Annotated in this window: 21 protein-coding genes; 10 read left to right on the plus strand and 11 right to left on the minus strand. The window is 65.5% G+C overall.

Translation table 11 applies throughout. From position 1 onward, the window contains the following. Positions 1 to 23 precede the first annotated feature (23 nt). Complete coding sequence (locus ACSQ1X_RS19040) at positions 24 to 1,244, minus strand: sarcosine oxidase subunit beta family protein (RefSeq protein WP_055798173.1); 1,221 nt, start codon at positions 1,242 to 1,244, stop codon at positions 24 to 26. Then, a complete protein-coding gene (gene glyA / locus ACSQ1X_RS19045) occupies positions 1,241 to 2,596 on the minus strand; it encodes a serine hydroxymethyltransferase (RefSeq protein ID WP_436058850.1) in 1,356 nt (451 codons plus the stop codon). Before glyA ends, ACSQ1X_RS19040 begins: the two co-directional genes overlap by 4 nt. Before the next feature lie 185 nt (positions 2,597 to 2,781). Here glyA and ACSQ1X_RS19050 point away from each other — a divergent pair, with 185 nt between their 5' ends. Beyond that, positions 2,782 to 3,453: a GntR family transcriptional regulator gene (locus ACSQ1X_RS19050; RefSeq protein ID WP_055798219.1), complete on the plus strand. Its 672-nt coding sequence runs from the start codon at positions 2,782 to 2,784 to the stop codon at positions 3,451 to 3,453. A 177-nt stretch (positions 3,454 to 3,630) separates the two neighbouring features. On the opposite strand, the gene ACSQ1X_RS19055 is transcribed toward ACSQ1X_RS19050, so the two are convergent. The 4 genes from ACSQ1X_RS19055 to hxlB all read right to left on the minus strand — a co-directional run bounded on the left by ACSQ1X_RS19055 (position 3,631) and on the right by hxlB (position 5,993). Beyond that, positions 3,631 to 4,206, minus strand: coding sequence for a hypothetical protein (locus ACSQ1X_RS19055; RefSeq protein ID WP_436058851.1), 576 nt, complete (start codon positions 4,204 to 4,206; stop codon positions 3,631 to 3,633). Between the two features lie 179 nt (positions 4,207 to 4,385). Continuing rightward, positions 4,386 to 4,532, minus strand: coding sequence for a hypothetical protein (locus ACSQ1X_RS19060; protein ID WP_156372403.1), 147 nt, complete (start codon positions 4,530 to 4,532; stop codon positions 4,386 to 4,388). A gap of 157 nt (positions 4,533 to 4,689) precedes the next feature. After that, entirely contained in the window at positions 4,690 to 5,313 is a 624-nt protein-coding gene (hxlA, locus tag ACSQ1X_RS19065) for a 3-hexulose-6-phosphate synthase (RefSeq protein ID WP_436058852.1), read from the minus strand. 50 nt (positions 5,314 to 5,363) lie between these two features. Next, a complete protein-coding gene (gene hxlB, locus ACSQ1X_RS19070) occupies positions 5,364 to 5,993 on the minus strand; it encodes a 6-phospho-3-hexuloisomerase (protein ID WP_436058853.1) in 630 nt (209 codons plus the stop codon). A 136-nt stretch (positions 5,994 to 6,129) separates the two neighbouring features. On the opposite strand from hxlB, the gene ACSQ1X_RS19075 reads away from it, so the two are divergent. The 3 genes from ACSQ1X_RS19075 to ACSQ1X_RS19085 all read left to right on the plus strand — a co-directional run bounded on the left by ACSQ1X_RS19075 (position 6,130) and on the right by ACSQ1X_RS19085 (position 8,995). Further along, positions 6,130 to 7,425: a LuxR C-terminal-related transcriptional regulator gene (locus tag ACSQ1X_RS19075; protein ID WP_436058854.1), complete on the plus strand. Its 1,296-nt coding sequence runs from the start codon at positions 6,130 to 6,132 to the stop codon at positions 7,423 to 7,425. 49 nt (positions 7,426 to 7,474) lie between these two features. Further along, positions 7,475 to 8,047 carry a GNAT family N-acetyltransferase gene (locus ACSQ1X_RS19080; protein ID WP_436058855.1) on the plus strand — a complete coding sequence of 191 codons (573 nt, stop codon included), beginning with the start codon at positions 7,475 to 7,477 and terminating at the stop codon, positions 8,045 to 8,047. Between the two features lie 138 nt (positions 8,048 to 8,185). After that, entirely contained in the window at positions 8,186 to 8,995 is an 810-nt protein-coding gene (locus ACSQ1X_RS19085; RefSeq protein WP_436058856.1) for an IclR family transcriptional regulator, read from the plus strand. A 35-nt stretch (positions 8,996 to 9,030) separates the two neighbouring features. On the opposite strand, the gene ACSQ1X_RS19090 is transcribed toward ACSQ1X_RS19085, so the two are convergent. Next, entirely contained in the window at positions 9,031 to 9,963 is a 933-nt protein-coding gene (locus tag ACSQ1X_RS19090) for a LysR family transcriptional regulator (RefSeq protein WP_055802580.1), read from the minus strand. Between the two features lie 158 nt (positions 9,964 to 10,121). Here ACSQ1X_RS19090 and ACSQ1X_RS19095 point away from each other — a divergent pair, with 158 nt between their 5' ends. The 5 genes from ACSQ1X_RS19095 to ACSQ1X_RS19115 all read left to right on the plus strand — a co-directional run bounded on the left by ACSQ1X_RS19095 (position 10,122) and on the right by ACSQ1X_RS19115 (position 18,508). Further along, positions 10,122 to 11,426 carry an aromatic ring-hydroxylating oxygenase subunit alpha gene (locus ACSQ1X_RS19095; protein ID WP_436058857.1) on the plus strand — a complete coding sequence of 435 codons (1,305 nt, stop codon included), beginning with the start codon at positions 10,122 to 10,124 and terminating at the stop codon, positions 11,424 to 11,426. Beyond that, positions 11,423 to 12,838 carry a ferredoxin reductase gene (locus ACSQ1X_RS19100; RefSeq protein WP_436058858.1) on the plus strand — a complete coding sequence of 472 codons (1,416 nt, stop codon included), beginning with the start codon at positions 11,423 to 11,425 and terminating at the stop codon, positions 12,836 to 12,838. Before ACSQ1X_RS19095 ends, ACSQ1X_RS19100 begins: the two co-directional genes overlap by 4 nt. 259 nt (positions 12,839 to 13,097) lie before the next feature. Further along, a complete protein-coding gene (locus ACSQ1X_RS19105) occupies positions 13,098 to 15,023 on the plus strand; it encodes a BCCT family transporter (RefSeq protein WP_436058859.1) in 1,926 nt (641 codons plus the stop codon). A gap of 9 nt (positions 15,024 to 15,032) precedes the next feature. Continuing rightward, a complete protein-coding gene (purU, locus tag ACSQ1X_RS19110) occupies positions 15,033 to 15,962 on the plus strand; it encodes a formyltetrahydrofolate deformylase (protein WP_436058860.1) in 930 nt (309 codons plus the stop codon). 38 nt (positions 15,963 to 16,000) lie between these two features. Next, the gene (locus ACSQ1X_RS19115; protein WP_436058861.1) at positions 16,001 to 18,508 is read left to right on the plus strand and encodes a GcvT family protein; all 2,508 of its coding nucleotides are present in this window, start codon (positions 16,001 to 16,003) and stop codon (positions 18,506 to 18,508) included. A 221-nt stretch (positions 18,509 to 18,729) separates the two neighbouring features. On the opposite strand, the gene ACSQ1X_RS19120 is transcribed toward ACSQ1X_RS19115, so the two are convergent. Then, positions 18,730 to 19,017 carry a hypothetical protein gene (locus tag ACSQ1X_RS19120; protein WP_436058862.1) on the minus strand — a complete coding sequence of 96 codons (288 nt, stop codon included), beginning with the start codon at positions 19,015 to 19,017 and terminating at the stop codon, positions 18,730 to 18,732. Between the two features lie 175 nt (positions 19,018 to 19,192). Here ACSQ1X_RS19120 and ACSQ1X_RS19125 point away from each other — a divergent pair, with 175 nt between their 5' ends. After that, complete coding sequence (locus ACSQ1X_RS19125) at positions 19,193 to 20,584, plus strand: alpha-amylase family protein (protein ID WP_436058863.1); 1,392 nt, start codon at positions 19,193 to 19,195, stop codon at positions 20,582 to 20,584. A 5-nt stretch (positions 20,585 to 20,589) separates the two neighbouring features. Here the strand turns inward: ACSQ1X_RS19125 and ACSQ1X_RS19130 are convergent, their stop codons facing one another. Genes ACSQ1X_RS19130 through ACSQ1X_RS19140 form a run of 3 tightly spaced genes read right to left on the minus strand, consistent with a single transcriptional unit; the run spans position 20,590 to position 24,727 of the window. Further along, positions 20,590 to 22,971, minus strand: coding sequence for an FdhF/YdeP family oxidoreductase (locus tag ACSQ1X_RS19130; protein WP_436058864.1), 2,382 nt, complete (start codon positions 22,969 to 22,971; stop codon positions 20,590 to 20,592). Continuing rightward, positions 22,968 to 23,588 carry an MBL fold metallo-hydrolase gene (locus ACSQ1X_RS19135; protein ID WP_055802593.1) on the minus strand — a complete coding sequence of 207 codons (621 nt, stop codon included), beginning with the start codon at positions 23,586 to 23,588 and terminating at the stop codon, positions 22,968 to 22,970. Before ACSQ1X_RS19135 ends, ACSQ1X_RS19130 begins: the two co-directional genes overlap by 4 nt. Continuing rightward, positions 23,585 to 24,727 (minus strand): S-(hydroxymethyl)mycothiol dehydrogenase, encoded by a 1,143-nt coding sequence (locus ACSQ1X_RS19140; RefSeq protein WP_055802595.1) that lies wholly within the window; start codon positions 24,725 to 24,727, stop codon positions 23,585 to 23,587. The genes ACSQ1X_RS19135 and ACSQ1X_RS19140 overlap by 4 nt, the downstream gene beginning before the upstream one ends. Positions 24,728 to 24,749: the final 22 nt, after the last annotated feature.

Here is a 24,749-nt window from a genome sequence, read left to right on the forward strand (position 1 = left end):
GAGTGCAGGGTCGCTGACGGCGGCTAGTGGGCCACGGCGGCTGCGCCGTGTTCGTCGATCAGGGCTCCGGTTTCAAAGCGTTCCAGCGCAAACGGCTTGTTCAGCTTGTGCGGGGTGCCCGTGGCGATGGTGTGGGCGAACGTGAGGCCGGCAGCGGGCGTGGCCTTGAAGCCGCCGGTGCCCCAGCCACAGTTCACGAACATGTTCTCCACCGGGGTGGTGCCGACGATCGGCGAGGCATCCAAGGTGGTGTCCACAATGCCGCCCCAGGTCCGGAGCACGTGCGCCCGGGCAAAGATGGGGAAGAGCTCGACGGCGGCAGCCATCTGGTTCTCGATCACGTGGAAGGACCCGCGCTGGCCGTAGCCGTTGTAGGAGTCCACGCCGGCGCCCATCACCAGTTCGCCCTTGTGGGCCTGGGAGACGTAGACGTGCACGTGGTTGGACATCACCACGGTGGGGTGGACCGGTTCGTGCAGTTCGGACACCAGGGCCTGCAGCGGGTGGGACTGGATGGGGAGCCGGAAGCCGGCCATTTCCGCGAGGACCGAGCTGTGGCCGGCCGCTGCGAGGCCCACCTTTTCAGTGTTGATGGTGCCGCGGTTGGTCTTGACGCCAACTACGCGGTTGCCGTCCTTGACGAAGCCGGTGACTTCGCAGTTCTGGATGATGTCCACGCCCAGTTCGTCGCACTTGCGGGCAAAGGCCCAGGCCACGTGGTCGTGCTTGGCGATGCCTGCACGCGGCTGGTACGTGGCGCCCATGACGGGGTAGCGGATGTTGTCGCTGATGTTCAGGATGGGGCAGAGTTCCTTGACCTGGTCCGGCTCCAGCCATTCAGCGTCCACGCCGTTGAGTTTGTTCGCGCCGACGCGGCGGATGCTCTCGCGGACGTCGCCCAGGGTGTGGGCGAGGTTCATGACGCCGCGCTGGCTGAACAGGAAGTCGTATTCAAGTTCCTCGGGCAGGATTTCCCACAGCTTCAGGGCGTGCTCGTAGATGGCCGCGCTCTCGTCCCAGAGGTAGTTGGAACGGATGATCGTGGTGTTCCGGGCCATGTTGCCGCCGGCCAGCCAGCCCTTTTCCAGGACGGCGATGTTGGTCATGCCGTGGTTCTTGGCGAGGAAGTAGGCCGTGGCCAGGCCGTGCCCGCCGCCGCCCACAATCACGGCGTCGTAGGAGGACTTGGGCTCCGGGTTGCGCCAGAGGAAATCCGGGTGCTCCGGAAGCTGTTGGGTGCTCACTGGGCTGCTCCAATCAGGTCTGCTTCGAAGGCGGCAGTGTCGGTGCCGCTATTGAGGTGGGGGTAGAGGGGGAACTGTTCGGCAAGGGCGGTCACCCGGGCGCGGAGTTCGACGGCGGTGCTGTCGCTCAGGGACGTTGTCCCGGTGGTGCCGTTGCCGGCAGCGGCGATGAGCGCCGTCGCGATGATGTCCGCTACTTCGGCGAATTCGTCGGCGCCGAAGCCGCGGGTGGCCAGGGCCGGGGTTCCGATCCGGAGGCCGGAGGACACCATCGGCGGGCGGGGATCGAACGGTACGGCGTTGCGGTTGACGGTGATGCCGATCCGGTGCAGGGCGTCTTCGGCCTGCTGGCCGTCCAGTTCGGAGTTGCGGAGGTCCACCAGGACCAGGTGCACGTCGGTGCCGCCGTTGACCACGGAGATGCCTGCCGCGGCGACGTCGTCGCGGAGCAGCCGTTCGGCCAGCAGCTTGGATCCCTGCAGGACGCGTTCCTGGCGTTCCTTGAATTCCGGGGTGCCGGCTAGCTTGAAGGCCACTGCCTTGGCTGCGATGACGTGCTCCAGCGGGCCGCCCTGCTGACCCGGGAACACGGCGCTGTTGATCTTGCGGGCGTATTCCTCCTTGGCGAGGATGACGCCGCCGCGGGGACCGCCGAGGGTTTTGTGGGTGGTGGTGGTGACGACGTCGGCGTACGGCACCGGATTGGGGTGCAGCCCTGCTGCCACCAGGCCGGCGAAGTGCGCCATGTCCACCATCAGGTAGGCGCCCACGAGGTCGGCGATGCGGCGGAACTCGGCGAAATCGAGCTGACGGGAGTAAGCGGACCAGCCGGCGACGATCAGCCGCGGGCGGTGCTGAAGGGCCAGCGCTTCGACTTCGGCCATATCGATGCGGAGGTCGGATTCACGGACGTGGTACGGGACCACGTTGTAAAGCTTGCCGGAGAAGTTGATGCGCATGCCGTGGGTGAGGTGGCCGCCGTGGGCCAGGTCAAGGCCCATGATGGTGTCGCCCGGGTTCAGCAGCGCGAACATGGCGGCGGCGTTGGCCTGCGCGCCGGAGTGCGGCTGGACGTTCGCGAACTCGGCGCCGAAGAGGGCCTTCACGCGGTCGATGGCCAGCTGCTCGACGACGTCAACGTGCTCGCAGCCGCCGTAGTAGCGCTTGCCCGGGTAGCCCTCGGCGTACTTGTTGGTCAGGACCGAACCCTGTGCCTCCATGACTGCGGAGGGGGCGAAATTCTCCGAGGCGATCATTTCCAGGGTGGACTGCTGGCGGCCCAGCTCATTGGCAATGGCCTGCTGGACCTCGGGATCGACTACGGAAAGTCGCTCGTTCAACTGCTCAACCACGGATGCTCCTTTGAAATACCACTATTGCTATGACTGATATATCAGTGTGAGGTCAATGGTATGATTGGGATCACAAGAGAGTCAATAGCGGGAAGCAAAGTGGCACTGAGCTTCCGGTTGTACCCGATCGCTCAGTGGTGAAGCTGAGCGGTGAAGAACTGAGTAGCGATGAACGGAGCGGCACCTTGAATGCACTTCCTGCCCTGCCACCCGCCGAGGACGAAGTCCTGTCCCAGGCGGAGGCCGCCTACCGGCAGCTGCGCGACAAGCTGATCATGCTGGAGATCCGGCCGGGCGAACCCATCAATGACGGACAGCTGGCGGCCGAGCTCGGGTTTGGCCGCACCCCCGTGCGCGAGGCGATCAAGCGTCTGGAAGTGGACCACCTGGTGGTGTCCTATCCGCGCCGGGGAACGTTCGCCACCAACGTGGACTTCACCGAACTGGCCGACGTCTCCGAGGTCCGGGAGCTGCTGGAGCCCCTGGCTGCACGCAGCGCGGCCACCCGGGCAAACGCCGCCATGCGCCGCGAGCTGCTGCACGTCGCCGACACCATTGCCGGGCTGGATCCGAATCCCAGCGAGTCCCGCGACCTCATGCGCTACGACCTGACCGTGCACCGGCTGATCTACAAGGCGGCAGCCAACCCGCACCTGGAAGACACCCTGATCCGCTACGACAACCTGGCCACCCGCATCTGGTGCCTGGTCCTGGACAAGGTGCCCTCGGTGAGCGGCCACGTCACCGAACACGTCGAGCTGCTCAAGGCCGTGGCCGCCGGCGACGCCGACAAAGCGGGCGAGCTGGCCCTGCACCACGTCACGAGCTTCGAAGAGACCATCCGCAAGGTGCTCTAGGCAGCTCCCGCGACAAAAAGACGAAACGCTCTCTCACTTCCTGCGATTAAAAACGAAACGCTCTCTCACCTTTCGCCATAAAACCCGAGACGCTCTCTCACTTTCTTCAAGAAAGTGAGAGAGCGTTTCGCCTAAAGCGGCAGGAAGTGAGAGAGCGTCCAGTGGGCGCTGGTAGCCCTACCGACCGCCGCCGCCGATCACCCCGGCTTCCACGGCCTTCGTGACGGCGTCCGCCTCGGCCTGGGTCAGCTTGCCGTCGGTGACTGCGGTGTCCAGCCGGGTCTTGAGGGCGGCTGCGCGTTCGGCCTGGCCGGCCGCGCGGATTTCCTCCAGTGCCGCGGTGACCTTGGATTCCTCGACGCCGAGCGACTCCGCCAGGGACTTGGCCATCGCCGCATCCATGGCGGAGCGGTCCGGTCTGGTGCCTTCGGCCGGCGCTGTGCCGTCCGCCGCCGCGGTGGGCTTGTTGGCGTCCCGGAAGGCCTGGATCGCCTCGGTCACCTTGGCTTCCTCGACGCCAAGCTTCGTGGCAAGGTCAGCAGCCAGCTGGCCGCGGTCCCCTCCCTTGTGGCCGCCCCGCTTCCCGCTGTCAGTGGCCGCGGAACCGTCGGTGGACGCCGTGCTCACCGCCGACGCCGTGGCGCTCGGCGTTGGGGTTTCGGCAGCCGACGCCATTCCGGTGACTCCCAGGCCGGCGCCGAGCGCCAGTGCCCCGGCCGTAAGGCCAAGGGTTATTCTCTTCGTGCGTGACATCTGATGTCTCCTCGATCCGCCGTTGTGAACGGCTCTTTGGGGAAGAACGGCCGGTTTGCACCGTCCTTCACTCAAAGATGCAGGGCCAACATAAGGCACCGCTGTTCGGATCCTGTCGGCATGCTGTGAATGCAGGCCTGTAGGTCAATCATCTGTCATGGCTGCCAGAACGTGGGGGGTCAGCCGTTTCTTTTCCAGCTCTTTGGCCACCGGACGTTCATCAGCAGCAGCCCCAGCAGGAGCGAGTCAACGGTCATGATTGCGGCCATGAGGTAGGCCCAGCCGATCATCATGGCTTGTTCACCGCCAACCTGCGGCGTGAACACTTGGCGGGCATCGATGATCGCATATCAATCTCCTGACGTGGATCCCCCCAGTCAATCGATAGTCCACCAAGTGTGGCATGGCCGCGGCCCGGACGGAACGGCCCGCACTACTCGAATCCTGCCCTTGCGAGGCACCGAAAAGCGCGCGGAATACTCGTTAGATAATCGCCGCGCGCAGCTCCTTGGCGGCGAGCGCGGGATCGTCCGCGCTGTAGATGGAACCGCCGACGACGGCGACATCGGCACCCGCACGCTGCACGGCGTTGATGGTGGAGAGGTTAACTCCCCCGGCCACGGAGAAGGGCACGCGTGCTTCCTCCCCGGCGCTCAGGAGGACGTCGAGGTTGTAGCCCGGCTTGGCCTGCTCGTCGAGGCCTGCGTGGAACTCGATGAACTTGGCTCCCAGGGCGCGGGCCTCCTTGGCGCGGGTTACTTTGTCCGCAACGCCGATCAGGTCAACAACAACGCCCTTGTTGTGGGCCTTCGCTGCCTTGACCGAACCGGCGATGGTGGAATCGTCGGCGCCGCCGAGGACGGACACCAGGTCCGCACCGGCGCTGAAGGCGATCTCGGCCTCCAGCTCGCCAGCGTCCATGGTCTTCAGGTCCGCGAACACGATCTTGTCCGGGTGGGCGGTCTTGATGGCGGTCACCGCTGACAAGCCGGCGTTCTTCACCAGCGGGGTGCCCAGCTCGATGATGTCGACGTATTCGGCAACCTTGCCGGCGAGTTCGAGGGCGGCTTCGACGGTCAGGACGTCCATGGCGACTTGCAGTTTCATGTGTATATTCCTTGCTTGTTGAGGGGTTTGGCTGACTTGGTTCGGTGCGGCTATTCGAGGTTTGCGTGGCGAAGCCACAGATCCTCCGGTGCGATGGCTTCTTCATCCCAGAGGCTTTGGAACACCGCTTCCGTGGTGGTGAACAGCACCTGTTCGAAGAGGCTGCCCGAATACTGCCGGGACACAGCCGAACCGTGGTCCGTCTTTTGGGCGGCCGGAATTACGACGACGGCAGAGGCCGCCTCCGCGAGCGGAGAACCCGGGTTGGTGGTGTAGACGGCCACCCGCGCACCCTGGGCAGCTGCGGTCTGTGCCGCTTTCACGACACTGGACGTAGTGCCTGAGCCGGAGGCGGCGAGCAGCACGTCTCCCGCGCTGATGGCGGGGGCCGTGGTCTCACCCACCACATGAACTGCCCGCCCCAGGTGCATGAGCCTCATGGCGGCCATTTTCAGGACAAGGCCGCTGCGGCCGGCGCCGGTAACGAAGATCCTGTCAGCCAGCCGGAGCTCCGTGACGAGCGCCGCCACCTGGGCCGGGTCCACGCGGTGGAACACCTCGCAGATTTCGCCCTGGACAAGATCCCGGTTGCGGCCAAAGGCCCGGGAGGCATCGGCCAAGGACGTGTCGGCCAGACTCGCGTTGGCCAGGGCCGGGTCGGTTGCTGCGATGACGCTCATCAGTTGGTTCCCCCTTCACGAAAGTTGCTACCCCTTCATCCTCGCCCGCCTGTCGGGCGGGTCCAACGCCATGATCGGACAGTCTTGCCTACCCAAAGGGATAGGCATGCTCTGAAAGAGTCCGTAAACTGGGCGGGTGGATGCCCCCGATATCGCCCTGCTCGAAGCTGTTACCGCCCTGTCCACTGCTCCGCTGGCCGGCATCGCCCAGCGGCTGCGGGAGGCCACCCTGCCGTACCTGGGCTGCAGCGCCCTGGTTATCTTCACCGAGGACTGCACGGGCCGGCCGCAGAAGAAAGCCGGCGACGAGTCGATCATCAGCCGCGTGTCCATCGCCGAACTCGACCACATCCGGACGTCGCTCGCAGGCGAGTCAGGCACAGGCGATGCGTGGCAGGGCGAAGCCGTGCTCGGCGGCGCGGTGCGCCCGGTCCTTGCCTTGTCTTCACCGAGCAATGCCCTGCTGGTCCTCGCCGATCCGCAGCATCCTGCAGGAACTGCACACACGGCGGACACCGCCGCACGCGAAGCGGCAGGGCGCATGCTCCGCTACTTCTGGGCGATGGCGTCCGAGCGGATCCGGGAAAAGGTGGCCGACGCACCGCCGTCGTACTTGATCGAATCCCGAGCCGCTTCCGCCGAGCGGGTCAGGGTGACTGCGGAGCTGGTGGACCACCACTCCACCACCCTCGAGACGCTCCTCGCGGCGCTGCGGTCGCCCGCACTGAGCGACGATGCAGCGCGGAGGTCCGCCACCGACGTCGCCGCCAAGGCGCTCGTGGGACTCCGCACACTGAACGACCGCACCACCGACCTCGTGGAAGAACCCGTCGCCACTGCGTTCCAGCGACTCCGTGAGGACCTGAAACCGCTGATGAACTTCAGCGGCATCGACGTCCAGTTCATCGAGCCTCCCGTCAACGGCCGCGCCTTACCTGGCGAGGTTGCCCATGCGGCCCGGGCGATCGTCCGCGGGCTGGTGCTTGCCATGGTGGACCAGCAGGGAGTCCGACGGATCCGGACGCAGTGGGATTGCGACGGCGAGAACCTCCTGGTCAATGTCCGCGACGACGGTCCCGGCGAACTGTCCACGGACGCACCGAACATGGCCCGCCTCGCCCAGCGCGTCGAAGCCCTGTACGGGAGCATGTCGGTGGACGTGATGACTGGCTGGGGCGCCGACGTCGCCGTCTCACTCCCCCTCGATCCGCCCGCCCGGCAGCTGGCAGACGTTTCGGACTGGAAGCTGGGTGAACGCGAACTCGACGTCCTCCAGCTGCTGGCAGCCGGCCAGCGGAACCGGGCCATCGCCGCGAAGCTGCACATCAGCGAGAACACCGTGAAGTTCCACCTCCGGAACATCTACCGGAAGGTGGGCGCGTCCTCCCGCACGGAGGCGATCGCGATGGCGCACAGCAACGGCCTGCGTTAGGCCAGGGCCGCACAATGGGATCGAAAATCGGCAGATAGGACTCCGCACCATGGCAATCGAAGTTTGTCCGGCCACCCGCTTCGAGGACGTGAAAGCAATGGTGGGGCCCAAACGGCCCGACGCGACCGTGTGCTGGTGCCTGAGCTACCGCATTCCCTCCAAAGAGAACCTGGAGTTGCGCGGCCCGGAACGCGGAGAATTCGTGAGGGAACTGGTCCGGCAGGAACCGCCTCCCGGGGTGCTCGCGTACGACGGCGACGAGGTGGTGGGCTGGGCCGCTGTCCATCCGCGCGCCGACACCAGCTTCGCCCGCAACCGCAAGATCCCCCATGTTGACGACCTTGATGTGTGGTCGGTGTGGTGCATCCGGGTGCGGCCCGGGCACCGCGGCAAGGGAATCTCGTATCACCTGCTGCAGGGTGCCGTCGACTTCGCCCGCAGCCACGGCGCGCAGGCCATCGAAGGCTATCCCGTCGATAACCAGGGCAGGAAGGTTGACCTCACCATGGCCTACGTCGGCACGCGCAAGCTCTTCGAAGGGGCCGGCTTCACCAAGGCCGCAGACACCGAGTCCGTGGTCAACGGCTTTCCCCGCGTACTGATGCGGCTGGACCTGGACTGATGTCCACGCGCATAACGCAATGCCTGCTCCCGCACACCCCACGACATAGGATCGAAAGTGTGCGACTGACCGAGAGGTCGCTTTGGGCGGCATTGTGGCGGGTAAGCAAGCCGCAGAAACTACTTGAGAGTATGGATCATGGCTTCGAAGAACGACCCCGAATCCGACGTCGACGCGGAGTCGGGCCAGCACGGCGGCGTCCAGTCGGTGGACCGGGCCCTTGCGGTTTTGGAGATCCTGGCCCGGGACGGCCATGCCGGGGTGAGCGAAATCGCCGAGGAGATGGGCATCCACAAGTCCACCGTCTCCCGGCTGATGGGTTCACTGGTGGCCAGGGAGATGGTCCACCAGAACAGCGAACGGGGCAAATACCAGCTGGGCTTCGGCATCCTCAGGCTGGCAAGCTCCATCCCGGGCCGGCTCAGCCTGGTCCGTGAAGCCCGGTCCGTGCTGGAAAGCCTGGCCGAGGAATTCAAGGAGACGGTGAACCTGGCCGTCCTGCGCTCAAACTACGCCGTCAACGTGGACCAGGCGATGGGCCCCTCCACGCTCGCCACATACGACTGGGTGGGCAGCCTGACCCCGCTCCACGCGACGTCGAGCGGGAAAGTGCTGCTCGCAGCGCTGTCTGCGGACGAACGCGACCGCATCCTGAAGGAGACCGGCCTGCCGGCCCGCACGCCCCGGACCATCACCAACCGGAAGGAGCTGGAAACCCAGCTCCTTGACGTCGCCCGCGACGGCTACGGCGTGGTCCGCGAAGAGTTCGAAATCGGCCTCAACTCGATGTCCGTGCCGGTGTACAACCATGTGGGTGTTGTGATCGGGGCCGTGAGCATCTCCGGGCCGGCATTCCGTTTTGATCCGGAAACGGCACCCGGGCTCCTCGCGGAGCTGAAGCAGGCAGGGCTGCAGATCAGCGCAAAAATGGGCTATACCCGCCGCTAAGGCATCAGGTCCAGCACGCCCCACGCCGGCAGCGTTCAGAGGTCCTCGTTGAGCCGGTCGGTGAGAATCCGGTTGGCGTTGAACTGCAGGATGCCGAGCGACTCCTGGATCAGGGGTGAGGCGATGCTGCCCCTGCGCACCGCTGCGACGATGCGGCGCGTGGGTTTCGTCTGACCGGTGATGCGTAACCGAACCACGTTTTCGGCACCATGCAAAGGCGCCAGCCGGGGCAGCAGGCCGACGCCCAGCCCCGCTCCCACGAACGCGATGTGGGTTTCCCATTCAACGGCTTCATGGGCAATCCGCGGCGTCACCCCGACTGCCGTGAACGCCGCGGTGAAGAGGGAATGGTACGTGGAACCGGCGGCCTCCGTAATCCAGGGTTCCGATGCCAGCTCTTCAAGCGTCGCTGTCTGGCGTGATGCCAGCGGATGGTCACCGGGAATGATCACGTCCAGTGGATCGTCGAGCAGAACTCTCTGCTCGAAGCGCGGATCGTCCTCACCATAGCTGTCGGACTGCATGGCGACGATGACTGCAAGGTCGATTCGTTCCGCAATCAACAAGTCGAAGCAGCGGGCCGGTTCAGCTTCAAGAACCTGCACCTCCAGCAGGGGGCGTGTTGAGCGCAGGGTGGCGGCCAGCGGCGCGAGCAACTGGGCGGCTGCAGATGAGAATCCGCCGAGGCCAAAGTGGGACTGCACCTGGTCGCCAGCCTCCATGGCTGCGGCGCGCAGGTTCTCCCATTGGGCAATGAGGGGATCCGAGCCCGCCACCAGAAAGCGTCCCGTGGCGGTAAGCCGCAGGCCCCGGCCGTCTTTCGTCAGCAGCTGCATTCCAAGCACGCGCTGGAGCTCCCGCAATTGCGCGGAGACGGCAGAGGGAGAATAGCCCGTGAGCTCCGCGGTCGCGCCTATGGTGCCGCACCGGGCGAACACGCGGAGTGTGATAAGCCTCGGGTCGATCATGCATCTATTCTGCATGGTTATATTCAAAATCTTGCGCTTTTATTGCAGATGACGTGACTCTAATCTCAGATTACAAGTTCTTCGACCACGCCGTTAGCACCCGTGCACCCGTGATCAACACGCAACACCCACTACCCATGCCTCCCGGGAGGAAACCCATGACTGCTTCAGTGAACGTGCCCCTCAATTCACGCGGAAAACTCGCTGCATCATTGCCTGCCGAGCAGCTGGCAGAAATTACCGCATTGTTTGAGTTCCGGCGCACCGGATACTCCCTCGATGCCCCCTTCTACACCGATCCTTCGATCTTCAAGATCGACATGGAGGCAATTTTTGGCCAGCACTGGATCTTTGCCGCAAGCACCGCCGAACTGCCGGAGCCGGGCGACTACGTCACCGTCGACTACGGGCCCTACTCCCTGATAGTGCTGCGCAACGACGACGGAGCCGTGAACGTCCTGCACAACGTATGCCGCCACCGCGGCGCCCGCGTTCTCACCGAAGCGGCCGGCTCAACTGGAAACCTGGTCTGCGGCTACCACTCCTGGACCTACTCCCCGGAGGGCAACTTGATCCATGCCTCCGCGCCGGGTGAAACGAAGTTCGACAAGAGCTGCTTCGGCCTCAAGCGCGCCCAGGGCCGCGAGGTCGCCGGACTTATCTTCGTCTGCATTGCGGATGAACCGCCGACGGACTTCGACGAAACCGCAAAGATTTTTGAACCCTACCTGGCGCCCCACGATCTCTCGAAGACAAAAATCGCCTACCAGCAGAACATCATCGAAGAGGGCAACTGGAAGCTCGTCATGGAGAACAACCGTGAGTGCTACCACTGCGACGGCCACCCGGAGCTCGCCTGCTCCCTCTTCCCCACCTGGGGTCTGACGGAGGGCCTGATCCCGCCCCATCTTGAGGAAGTGTGGAACCGGAACAAGGAGGCCCAGTCCTCCCTCGAGGACCGGTGCCGCCGCTACGGCCTTCCCTACGAGGTGGTCGAGCAGCTTGACACGCGCATCGCCGGAATCCGCATCTCGCGGGAATCACTCGATGGAGAGGGCGAATCGTTCTCTGCCGACGGTCGGAGGCTTTCAAAGAAGCTGCTCGGTGACTTGCGCGACTTCCGCCTTGGCCGCTGCTCGATGCACCTGCAGCCCAACAGCTGGTTCCATTTCCTCGGCGACCATGTCATCACGTTCGGCGTCTTCCCCATCAACGAACACCAGAGCCTGGTACGCACCACTTGGCTTGTGGCTGACGACGCCGTGGAAGGCGTCGACTACGACCTGGAGAAGCTCACCTACACCTGGAAGCAGACGAACCTGCAGGACAAGGCGTTCGTGGAGCTGTGCCAGCAGGGTGCCGGCAGTCCCGCCTACGAGCCCGGTCCGTACATGAAGAGCGAATACCAGGTCGAGGCATTCATCAACTGGTACGTGCAGCGCGTGCAGGAGCACTTGGCGTGATTGAACTCCTCACTGAAACGGCAATCCAGGAACCACAGCGTATTCGCGGTCTTGAGATGCCCTGGAACAGGGTGATGGGAAGCACTGAGACACCCGCCCGGGCAGCCCGTGCTTTGGGCCCATGGCATCCGCAGGAGTTCATGGCCGAATGCGTCGAGACTATTCCCGAGGCCGGCGCCATGATGACCTTCGTGTTCCGCCGCTGCGACGGTGCGCCCCTGGCGTTCCGTGCCGGCCAGTACGTGAACGTCGCATTTCCCGTGAATGGCGAGGACCAGGAACCGGTGGACCGCAGCTACTCGCTGTCCAGTTCGCCCACCGAGCCGTGGACCTTCAGCATTACCGTCAAGTGCGACTCCACGGGACTGGTCTCGCCGTGGGTGCACGAGAACGTCAAACCCGGCACCGTCCTTGAGATGCTGGGACCGGTGGGAGCATTCCACCTGCCCGATGCCGACCGCCGGGCAAGGTATCTTTTGCTTGCCGCCGGCGCAGGCATCACTCCCATCATGTCCATGATGCGGACCATCCACTCCCTGCCCGGACACGCCGATGTTGTGGTGCTCTACCACGGCTCGGATGCTGGAGGCTTTGCCTTCCACCGGGAACTGGCCTATATCGCCTCCGTGGACTCACGCATCAAGGTCTACTACTCCCTGGGCGACCGCAGCGTACCGGAGGGGTGGGAAGGACTCAGCGGAAGACTGACGGCGGCCATGCTCGAGGAGGTGGCTCCGGACGCCAACGGCCGTCAGGTGTACGCATGCGGTCCTGAGGGTTACCTGAACACCGCCGCCGAGCTCCTCAAGAAGGTCGGTGTGGACGACACTTCCATCTATATGGAGTTCTTCTCCGGAGACCGCCAGACGCTCCTTGAATACCAGGCGGAGGTGGCCCTTGCAGCCGACGTCGCGGAGGAGATCGCCGAGGAGATCGCTGAATCCGCCGAGGACTACTTTGAAGGCCAGCCCGCCGCGTTCGGGCTCTACGAGCCTGGCTACGACGCTGACGGGACTCTGCAGGCCTCGGGCCTGCCGCTGGAAATCGTCGACCCGGACACGCCCGGCTCCGACCCCTCCGCCGACAGCCCGGTCGGGGAGCCGGAAGCCGGTTCCCCTGATGCCTCGAGCTTCGACACGGTGGGAACAGGCAGCCTCACCATGTCCTTCATGCGTACCGGCATCAATGTGCGGATCGACCCCGCCGAGCGCATCCTCGAGGTGGCACAGCGTGCCGGCGTCAGGATCGGCGCGAACTGCAAGGAAGGCATGTGCGGCTCCTGCAAGGTCGTCAAGCTTTCAGGGGAGATCGAGATGAACCACCAGGGCGGGATCCGGGCGCGGGAAATCTCTGCAGGCAAGTTCCTGCCCTGCTGCTCCATCGCGCAGACGGACCTGGTGATCGATGCCTGAATCCCTGTTCCGGCCCACTGTCAAGGCGCAGCCGGAACCCTGAAATAGGGCTTAAGACTTCAGAAAAGCCTTGACATGGCAATGTAATCCCGGCCACTCTGTTGCTTATCGTGAGACGTGTTGATCTTTGCGGAACAGCCGCCGCGATGGAAGCAAAGCTGGCCTTGATTACTGAATGCCAGGAAGACCCGATCTTCCGCCCGGCTGGGGGACGCCGGAGTACAGCGTCAAACCGAGAATCCAAACCAAAGGACTTGACATGGCTTTGAACAGCGACATCCGCACGGATGCCCACCCCCCCCTTGAGCTGGAGGAGCCCAAGCTCGTTCCTGCACCCGAGAACTCTCCTTCCTCCCACGATTCACACGATTCACACGATGCCGAGAACACCGAACAGATCATGCAGGAACTCCGCCAGACCAAAGCCGAGCAGGCTGTGGCAGAGCGGCGGAACCGCAAACTCACCCTCGACAAGGCCACCTTCGGCATCACCGGGGTCCTGGCCCTGGCCTTCGTGGCGTGGGGCTTCCTGGGCCGGGACAGCCTGGCCGCCACGTCAACAGCCGCCCTCGACTGGGTAATGGAGTACACCGGCTGGCTCTTTATGGTCCTAGCCTCGCTGTTCGTTGTTTTTGTGCTCTGGCTGGCCCTGGGCAAGTGGGGCAACATTCCCCTCGGCAAGGACGGCGAGAAGCCCGAGTTCCGGACCGTGTCATGGATCGCCATGATGTTCGCGGCCGGCATGGGCATCGGCCTGATGTTCTACGGCGTGGCCGAGCCGCTCTACCACTACATCTCCCCGCCGCCCGGAACGGTGGACGGACGGACGCCGGCAGCCATCCAGACCGCCATGGCAACCTCCATCTTCCACTGGACCCTGCACCCCTGGGCAATGTACGCCGTCGTCGGCATTGCCATGGCCTACGGCACCTACCGCCTGGGCCGCCGGCAGCTGATCTCCGCGGCGTTCACGTCGCTGTTCGGCATCAGGACGGTGGAAGGGCCGGTAGGCAAGTTCATCAACATCCTGGCGATCTTCGCCACGCTCTTCGGCACGGCGGCTTCCCTGGGTCTCGGTGCCCTCCAAATCGGCAGCGGCCTGACGTCGAACGGCTGGATCGGCGAGATCGGCACCCCCGTCCTGGTGGCCATCGTTGCCATCCTGACTGCGTGTTTCGTGGCCTCGGCGGTGTCCGGCATCAGCCGCGGCATCCAGTGGCTGTCCAACATCAACATGGTCCTGGCCGTTGTCCTGGCGCTCATCGTCTTCATCGCGGGGCCAACGCTGTTCATCCTCAACCTCATCCCCGCCGCGGTGGGCGACTACGCCAGGGACCTGGCCGAAATGTCCTCCCGCACCGAGGCCGTCGGTGACGAGGCCCTGCGCACCTGGATGTCCGGTTGGACTATCTTCTACTGGGCCTGGTGGGTGTCCTGGACGCCTTTCGTGGGCATGTTCATCGCCCGGATAAGCCGCGGCCGCACCATCCGGCAGTTCGTCACCGGCGTCCTGCTGGTACCCAGCATCGTCAGCGTCATCTGGTTTGGCATCTTCGGCGGAACGGCCTTCAAGATCCAGGAGGACGCGGACAAGGCAGGCACGGCCGGCCTCGTGTCCATGGCCAGCGGGTCACCGTCCATCGACTTTGACGGAGCCCTGTTCGACCTGGTGAAGAACATGTCCATGCCGGCCTGGCTGACCGCGGCGGTCATCGTCCTCGCCATGGTCCTGGTGGCCATCTTCTTCATCACCGGAGCCGATTCCGCATCGATCATCATGGCATCCCTGAGCTCCAACGGATCCTCCGACCCGAAGCGCGGACTGGTCATCTTCTGGGGCCTCCTCACCGGCGCGGTTGCCGCCGTGATGATGCTGGCCGGCGGCGATGAACCGTCCGAGGCGCTCTCCGGCCTGCAGCGGATCACCATCGTGGCGGCCCTGCCGTTCGTGCTGGTGATGCTGCTGCTGTGCTTCGCCCTGGTCAAGGACCTGCGCCGGGATCCGCTGTCCCTCCGGCGCCGACTGGCGGACTCCGTAGTGGAGCGCGCCATTCGCAGCGGCGTGGACCAGCACGGCGGCGTCCAGTTCGATCTCGTTACCAAGCATCAATGTGATCAGCGCTGTCCGGACGACGGCCGCTGCGCGGCTTCCCCCGCTGACACCCAAGCCCCCGCAAAGAATTAGGAGTAGACCATGACCACAGTCCTCGAAGGCCGCCCCACCGGTAACGCGACGGTGGAGGCCGGCGACGTTGCCGGCGTCCGCGGCACTGACACCGTACAGTATGTCCTTACCCTTGCGTGCCCGGAGCGCCCCGGAATCGTCCGGGCCATCACAGCATTCCTCGCTGATCGCGGCTTCGACATTGTTGAACACCAGCAGTTCGATGACCACATCAGCGGCAAGCTCTACCTGCGCACGGCCTTCACTCCGGGAGACAAGGAAATTTCCGCGGAAGGCCTCAGCGCGGAGTTCGCCGCCGTCGCCGATGAGTTCGACATGGAATTCGCCATCCACGATGGCCGCCCCCAGCGCCTGCTGGTGATGGTTTCCAAGTTCGGCCACTGCCTCAACGACCTCATCTTCCGCTGGCGCGCCGGCAGCCTGGGTGCGGAGATCGCCGTCGTGGTGTCCAACCACGAGGACCTCCGCCCCATGGCGGAAGCCGCCGGCCTGCCGTTCATCCACGTCCCGGTGACGGCCGCTACCAAGCCCGAAGCGGAAGCGCGCCTGCTGGAACTGGTGGCCGAGTACAACGCGGACCTGGTGGTGCTGGCACGCTACATGCAGGTCCTGTCCAACGACCTGTGCGCCAGTCTCCGCGGCCGCGCCATCAACATCCACCATTCCTTCCTGCCCGGGTTCAAGGGGGCCAAGCCCTACCACCAGGCCTATGACCGCGGCGTGAAGCTCATCGGAGCCACCGCGCACTACGTCACCGCAGACCTGGACGAGGGACCGATCATCGAGCAGGAAGTGTTCCGGGTGGACCACAGCCTGGACCCGAACGCACTGGTCACTGTAGGCAGGGATGCCGAATCGCAGGCACTGTCCCGCGCAGTTAGGTGGCACAGCCAGCACCGGGTCCTGCTCAACAACACCCGCACCGTCGTCTTCCGCTAACGCCAACGCCCGCAAAGCTAAACAGGAGAAACAACACCATGAGCGCATCACCACGCGTTGTCATTATCGGCGCCGGCATTGTCGGAACCAACCTTGCCGACGAACTCGCCACCCGCGGATGGACCAACATCACGGTGGTGGAACAGGGTCCGCTGGAACTTGCCGGCGGCTCCACCTCGCACGCGCCGGGCCTGGTGTTCCAGAACAACCCGTCACGGACCATGACCGAGTTCGCCACCTACACGGTGAACAAGCTGCTGGCCCTGAGCAAGGACGGCGAGTCCTGCTTCAACCAGGTTGGCGGCCTGGAGCTGGCAACCACCCCCGAGCGCCTCGCCGACCTCAAGCGCAAGATGGGCGTGATGACCTCCTGGGGCGTCGAAAGCCGGATCGTCGACGCCGACGAATGCGAAAAGTTCTACCCCCTCCTGAACACCGGCAAGCTCACTGGCGGCCGCGAAGTCCTGGGCGGCCTGCTCATCCCCACCGACGGCCTGGCCCTGGCCGCCCGCGCGGTGCAGTTGCTGATCGAGCGCTCCAGCGAGCGTGGCGTGACCTTCCTCGGCTCCACCACCGTGACCGGCATCGCCCAGGAGGGCGGCAAGGTGACCGGCGTCGAAACCGAGAACGGGCTGATCCCGGCCGACATCGTGGTGTCCTGCGCAGGTTTCTGGGGCCGTGAACTCGGCAAGATGGTGGGCTTGGAAGTCCCGCTGCTGCCGCTGGCCCACCAGTACGCCATCAGCACTCCGCTGCCCGAACTTGAGGGCGTCAACGAGCTTCCCAAGGGTGCCAGCAAGCCCATCCTGCGCTACCAGGACAGGGACCTCTACTACCGCGAATGGGGAGACCGCATCGGCATCGGCAGCTACGCCCACCGTCCCATGCCGGTGGACATGTCCGCCCTGCCGAAGGTCTCCGCGGAGGAAATGTCGGACCACCGCATGCCGTCCCGCCTGGATTTCACCCTGGAAGACTTCCTGCCCGCCTGGGAGGACAGCCAGGACCTGCTGCCGGCGCTGCGCAACTCCGAGATCCAGGACGGCTTCAACGGCATCTTCTCCTTCACCCCCGATGGCGGCCCGCTCATGGGCGAGGCGCCCGACCTCGAGGGCTTCTTCGTGGCCGAGGCCGTCTGGGTCACCCACTCCGCCGGCGTGGCCAAGGCCATGGCAGAGCTGCTGATCGAGGGCCGGTCCCGCACCGACCTGCACGGCTGCGAGCTCACCCGCTTTGAGAAAGTCCAGACCAGCGACGAGTACGTCAGCGAAACCTCCCAGCAGAACTTCGTGGAAATCTACGACGTCCTGCACCCGCTGCAGCCCAAGGAATCACCGCGGGACCTGCGCGTCAGCCCGTTCAACGTCCGGCAGAAGGAGCTGGGCGCATTCTTCCTGGAGTCCGCCGGCTGGGAGCGCCCGCACTGGTTCGAAGCCAACCGCGGGCTGCTGGCCGAACTGCCGGCTGAATGGCAGGCGCCCGAACGGGACGAGTGGGCAGCCATGTTCTCCTCCCCCATTTCGGCGGCCGAAGCGTGGAAGACGCGCACCGCCGTCGCGCTGTACGACATGACGCCGCTGAAGCGGCTGGCCGTCAACGGACCGGGCGCCCAGGCGCTGCTGCACCGGCTCAGCACGGGCAACATCGCCAAGAAGCCCGGCGCCGTCACCTACTGCCTGCTGCTGGAGCACGACGGCGGCATCCGCAGCGACGTGACAGTGGCCCGGCTCGCTGAGGAACAGTTCCAGCTCGGTGTGAACAGCAACGTGGACTTCGACTACCTCCGCGTGGAAGCCCGCAAGCAGTCCGCCGCGGATCCCGCCCAGTGGGTGCACGTCTCGGACATCACCGGCAGCACCTGCTGCATCGGACTGTGGGGCCCGCTGGCCCGGGAAGTGATCGGCAAGCTCAGCACTGACGACCTCTCCAACGACGGCCTGAAGTACTTCCGCACCAAGGAAATCTCGGTCCGTGGCATCCCCGTCACAGCCATGCGGCTCTCCTACGTGGGCGAGCTCGGCTGGGAGCTGTACACCACCGCCGAGTACGGGCTGAAGCTGTGGGACCTGCTGTTCGAGGCGGGGCAGGAGCACGGCATCATTGCGGCCGGGCGCGGCGCGTTCAACAGCATGCGGCTCGAGAAGGGTTACCGGCTGTGGGGCACGGACATGACCTCGGAGCACCACCCCTACCAGTCAGGCCTCGGCTTCTCAGTGGCCAAGGACAAGACGGGCTTCGTGGGGGCGGAGGCTCTGGCGGCACTGAAGGAACAGCAGCCCGACAAGGTGCTTCGGTGCCTGACCGTGGACGACGGCACCTCACTGGTCCTGGGCAAGGAGCCCGTGTACGTCAACGGCGAGGCCGCCGGGTACGTCACCAGCGCCGCCTACGGCTACTCGATCCGCAAGCCCCTCGCCTACGCCTGGCTGCCTGCCGCGGTTTCCGAGGGCGACCCCGTGGAGGTTGAATACTTCGGCAGGCGCATCGCGGCAACCGTCACGGCCGAACCGCTGTTCGATCCCGGCATGGAACGGCTCCGCGGGTAGTTCGACGACGGGTCAGGACGACCGTACCGCCGTCCTGACCCCCTACTACGCCAGAACGACGGCGACACACCGGCAGGTCCGGAGTGTCGCCGTCGTTCGCGGTTAAACAGGGTCACGACGGCGGGCGGCCGGGGCTGGGCGGCTGGGGATGGGGCAGCTGGGGTGGGCGGCCGGGGGTGGGCGGCTGGGGTGGGGCGGCTGGGGCTGGCGGGGCCGAAGTCCTAGCCGGCTGCGTAGACGTCGGTTTCACGCTTCAGGCGGCGGGTGATCAGTTCCACCCTCCTGGACATGTGCGTGCCCACCTGGAGCCGGTCGCCAGGCCAGCTGGAGGCCTCCCGGGAGTCTTCGAGCGCCTTGGCCAGGGCCCTGGATAGGGCATAGACCTTCCAGGCGTGCTTCAGGTAGTGGACGGTCCGTTTCTTGTAGCCGGGCGCCTGCTGCACCAGGTGGATGGCGGCGCGCGCCAGGGCTTCGCCCAGCAGCTTCTCCCCGCTTTGAATTCTTTCCATGCGGACCTTCACCATCCCCAGTGCGCCGACTGACTCTTACTCGACCCTTCCTTCGAGTGTGGCGAAGGTGGCTCAGCGTCGGCTCAAGGCTGTGCAAGGATTTGCTCAAGACCCTGCCGGGACACCGAACGAGGGCGACGGAGTATGTTGGGGTACCGACGAAAGGTGGATCGCCATGACGGAGCCGGACTGGGTCCAACACGCTATCTGGTGGCAGGTCTATCCCATCGGATTTGTCGGCGCGGAGCCTACTGCCGACATAGGCGCCGGCCCAGCGGGCGGAGCAGCGGCCCAGCCCGTGGTCCACCGGCTGGGCCAGCTGGTTCCCTGGCTCGACTACGTCGTGGAACTGGGAGCTTCCGGCCTTGCGTTGGGACCGGTCTTCGCCTCGGAAACCCACGGCTACGACACCACCGACTACTTCCGCATCGATCCCCGGCTGGGTGACGACGCGGACTTCGACGAACTCATTACCCAGTGCCACGCCCGCGGACTGAAGGTCCTGCTCGACGGCGTCTTCAACCACGTGGGCCGCAGCTTCGGGCCGTTCCAACGCGTGCTCGCGGAAGGCCCCGACGCTCCCGCCGCCTCATGGTTCCGCCTGCAGTGGCCGGACTCCGGGTGGACGCCGGGGACCGAGCCCGGCTACGACGATTTCGAGGGCCACCACCACTTGGTGGCCCTCAACCACGACGAACCCGGGGTCGCCGCCCTGGTCACTGACGTGATGAAGCACTGGCTGGGCCGCGGGGCGGACGGGTGGCGGCTTGACGCAGCGTACGCCGTGCCGGCGTCGTTCTGGGCACCGGTGCTGGCGGAGGTGCGCCGCGACTATCCGGAGGCCTACTTCGTGGGCGAGTACATCCACGGCGACTTCGCCGATGAGGTGGAGCGGAGCACCCTGGACTCGGTCACCCAATACGAGTTGTGGAAGGCCGTCTGGAGTTCCCTCAACGATGCCAACTTCTACGAACTCGCGTCCGCCCTGGAGCGCCACAACGGGTTCCTGGACAGCTTTGTGCCGCTCACGTTCGTGGGCAACCACGACGTCACCCGGCTGGCCAGCAAGCTGGAGAACCCGGATCAGCTGGCCCTTGCACTTACCGTCCTGCTGACCGTGGGCGGGACGCCCAGCATCTACTACGGCGACGAGCAGGCCTTCCGCGGCGTCAAGGAGGACCGCGCCGGCGGCGATGACGCGGTCCGTCCGGCATTCCCCGCCGGCCCCGCGGACCTGGCAGCGGCCGGCTGGCCCGTTTACCACCTGCACCAGGAACTGATCAGCCTCCGACGGCGGCACGCCTGGCTGCACCGCGCCCGCACCACTGTGCTGACTCTCAGCAACGAGCACCTCGTCTACCAAGTCAGGGGCGACGGCGGTACAGGCGACGGCGGTGCACGCGACGGCGGTGCGCTGACAGTCGCGCTGAACCTTTCCGTCACGCCGGCGGACCTGCCCGTGCCGGCAGGATCAGGCACCCTGCTGGCCGGACAGGCCCGCCAGCATCAGGAACGCGACGCCGTGGGCCTGCCCGGTTACGGGTGGGCGGTGCTGGGAAGCAGCTAGCAGCCCTAGCTGGCCGCCGCCGGACCAGCCAACGCCGCAGTTTCCGGCAGGCCTTCAGTCAGCTGCGCTCCGCCTTCCGCCAGGTGCGGCACGAAGCGGACGAACATGGCCTTGAAACCGGGGGTGTTGGATTCCCTGGCCACGTTCTCCTTGTGGACCAGGGCGTTGGCCTCGGGGAAGTACGCCGCGGCGCAGCCCTTCGCCGTCGGGTACGCCACCAGGCGGAACTTGTCCGCCTGCCGGTCGTGGCCACGGAAGGTGCTGACCACGTCCACGAGGTCGCGGTCCTTTAAACCGAGTTCCGCCAAGTCCTCCGGGTGCACCAGAATCACGCGCCGGCCATCCGAAATTCCCCGGTACCGGTCATCCAGGCCGTAGAACGTGGTGTTGTACTGGTCGTGGCTGCGGATGGTCTGGAGAACCAGGTGGCCCTCGGGCGGGGTCAGGTATTCCAGCGGGCTGACCGTGAAGCGTCCGCGGCCGATGTCCGTCTTGAAGGACCGGGTGTCACGCGGCGGGTTGGGCAGCACGAAGCCGTTTTTGGTCCGGACCCTGGCGTTGAAGTCTTCGAAGCCGGGCAGCACCCGCGAGATGTGGTCCCGAATGACGTCGTAGTCCTCAGCCATGGCCTTCCAGTCCACGGAATGGCCTTCGCCGAAGGTGGCCTCGGCCATCCGTGCCACGATCACCGGTTCGGCGAGCATGTGTTCGGACACCGGGTGGAGCCTGCCCTGCGTCGAGTGCACCACGGACATGGAGTCCTCCACGGACAGGAACTGCGCACCTCCCGGGTGCTTGTCGTCCTTGTCGGTCCGGCCCAGCGTGGGCAGGATCAGGGAGGTGCGGCCGTGGACCACGTGGGACCTGTTCGGTTTGGTGGAGATGTGGACGGTCAGGCCGATCCGCTGCATGCCCGCTTCCAGTGTCTCCGTGTCGGAGCAGGCCAGGGAGAAGTTGCCGCCCATGGAGACGAAAACGTCCACCTCGTCGCGTTCAAAGGCTTCCATCGACTCGACGGCGTCGTACCCGTGGTGCCGCGGGGACTGGATGCCGAACTCGCTGTCCAGTGCTGCGAGCAGCCACTCCTTGGGTTTCTCCCAGATGCCCATGGTCCGGTCGCCCTGGACGTTGGAGTGTCCGCGGACCGGGCAGGCTCCGGCGCCGGGCTTGCCGAAGTTACCCTGCAGGAGCAGGACGTTGACCATTTCCTTGATGGTGTCCACCGAGTGGGGCTGCTGCGTGACGCCGAGGGCCCAGCAGAAGATCGTGGCCTTGGACCGGATCAGCATCCCGGCAACGTCCTCGATCTGCGTCCGGGCCAGGCCTGTCGCTTTCTCCGTCTCCGCCCAGTCCAGCTCCCGGCGGGCGTCGCGGTACGCGTCGAAGCCGTCTGTCTGCGCGTCGATGAAGGAACGGTCGACGACGGTGCCGGGGTTCCGCTCTTCCTCCTGCAGGAGCAGGTGGCCCAGTGCCTGGAACAGCGCAAGGTCCCCGCCCACCTTGATCTGGAGGTACTCGTCGGCCAGGGGCGTGCCGCCGCCGACGACCCCGGCGATGGTCTGGGGGTCTTTGAAGTTGAACAGGCCGGCCTCCGGCAGCGGGTTCACCGCCACCACCTTGCCGCCGTTGTCCTTGCACTCCTTCAGCGCCGAGAGCATCCGGGGATGGTTGGTGCCCGGGTTCTGGCCGACCACGAAGATGAGCTCCGAGTCGTGGATGTCGTCCAGCGACACGGTGCCCTTGCCGATGCCGATGGTCGGGTTCAGCGCCGAACCTGAGGACTCGTGGCACATGTTCGAGCAGTCCGGCAGGTTGTTGGTGCCCAGTGCCCGCGCGAACAGCTGGTACATGAATGCCGTCTCATTCGCGGTGCGCCCGGAGGTGTAGAAGACGCAGCGGTCCGGGGTGCTGGCCCGGATGTGCTCGCCGATCAGTTCGAAGGCCTCCACCCAGGAGATCGGTGAATAGTGGGTTTCGCCTTCGCGGATCACTACCGGCTCGCTGAGCCTGCCCTGGTTGCCCAGCCAGTACTCTGTCTTGCCCGACAGCTCGGCGATGGAATGCCTGGCCCAGAACTCGGCGCCCACTGTCCTGAGGGTGTTCTCCTCGGCCACCGCTTTGGCACCGTTCTCACAGAATTCAGCCGTCTTGCGTTTCTTGTCCGATTCCGGCCAGGCGCAGCCGGGGCAGTCGAAGCCGCCGCGCTGGTTCAAGCGCAACAGCGAATGGGCCGTACGCGACACCCCGGCCTGCGCCACGGCGCGCTCCAGCGCCACCATCACGGCCTTGACGCCGGCAGCTTCCTTTTTTGGTGCGTGGACTTCGAGGTTGTCCTCGTTGATGTCCTCGACCGGTGCGGGCTGCCGCCCGAACTTGAGGGGTTTCACTGGCTTACCTTGGCCAGCGTCTCGCGCTCCGCCGCAATGGTGGTGCTGTCCCCGTGGCCGGTGCGGACCACCGTGCCGGCAGGCAACGTCAGCAGCCGCTGCCTGATGGAGTCGAGGATGGTGGGGTAGTCGCTGTAGGACCGGCCCGTGGCACCCGGGCCGCCGTTGAACAGCGTGTCCCCGGTGAACACCGTTCCTTCGTCCTCGAGGTGGAAGCACGTGGAGCCCGGCGAGTGGCCCGGGGTGTGCAGGGCACGCAGGGTGGCCCCGCCCACCTGGAAGACGTCGCCGTCCGCGAGGTAGCGGTCCGGCTTGACGTCGGGATAGACCTGCTCCCACAGCACCAGGTCGTCCGGGTGGAGGTAGACCGGTGCGTCCACGGCCTCTGCCACGGCACGCGCCGCACCGATGTGGTCGTTGTGCGCGTGCGTCAGCAGGATGGCCAGGACCTTACGGCCGCGGACCTGGTTGATGATCGCTTCGGCGTCGTGCGGGGAGTCGATGATCACGCATTCGTCCTCGTTCCCCACGATCCAGACGTTGTTGTCCACGTCCCAGGTGCCGCCGTCGAGCGAAAACGTGCCCGAGGTGACCAGGTTCTCGATGGTGACGCTCATACGGACGCCGCTTCCGGGGCGGTCTGAGCGGCGGTGACGGTTTCAGTGCCCGGGTGGATTTCCACCACGGACCGCAGCACCTTGCCCTCGTGCATCTTGGCGAACGCCTCCTCCACCTGGTCGATGGTGATGCGTTCGGTGACGAAAGCGTCCAGGTCCAGGTTTCCCAGCTTGTAATGCTGAACCAGCATGGGGAAGTCACGGGAGGGCAGGCAGTCGCCGTACCACGAGGACTTCAGGGAACCGCCGCGGCCAAAGACGTCCAGCAGCGGCAGCTCGAGCTTCATGTCCGGCGTCGGAACACCCACCAGCACCACGCGGCCGGCGAGGTCGCGCGCGTAGAAGGCCTGCTTGTACGTTTCGGGGCGGCCCACGGCTTCAATCACGACGTCGGCGCCGTTGCCGCCCGTGAGTGCCCGGATGGCTTCGATGGGATCTTCCTTGCTGGAGTCCACGCCGTGAGTGGCGCCCAGGGACTTGGCCATTTCCACCTTGTTGGCGTCGATGTCCACCGCGATGATGGTAGTGGCACCGGCCAGCTTTGCCCCGGCGATCGCCGCGATGCCCACGCCGCCGCAGCCGATGACGGCGACGGATTCGCCGCGCTTGACCTCGCCGGTGTTGATGGCGGCGCCAATTCCTGCCATCACACCGCAGCCGAGGAGTCCGACGGCGGCGGGATCGGCGTCGTCGTCAACCTTGGTGCACTGCCCGGCGGCGACGAGCGTCTTCTCCGCGAAGGCGCCGATGCCGAGCGCGGGCGAGAGCTCCGTGCCGTCCTCAAGCGTCATCTTCTGCGTTGCGTTGTGCGTGTTGAAGCAGTACTGCGGCTGGCCTTTGGCACAGGCGCGGCATTCGCCGCACACAGCACGCCAGTTCAGGATCACGCGGTCGCCGGGGGCCACTTCGGTGACGTCCGGTCCGACGGCGCTGACCACACCGGTGGCCTCGTGGCCCAGCAGGATGGGGAAATCGTCGGTGATTCCGCCCTGCTTGTAGTGCAGGTCCGTGTGGCAAACGCCGCAGGTGAGGATGTCCACCAGCGCCTCGCCCGGGCCGGGATCCGGCACCAGGATGGTCTCCACCGAGACCGGAGCGTTCTTTTCCTTGGCGATGACGGCTTTTACTTTGTGAACCATGATTCGTGTGTTCCTTTCCTGA

It is taken from the genome of Arthrobacter sp. LjRoot78 (assembly GCF_964254335.1).
Lineage (GTDB): Bacteria > Actinomycetota > Actinomycetes > Actinomycetales > Micrococcaceae > Arthrobacter.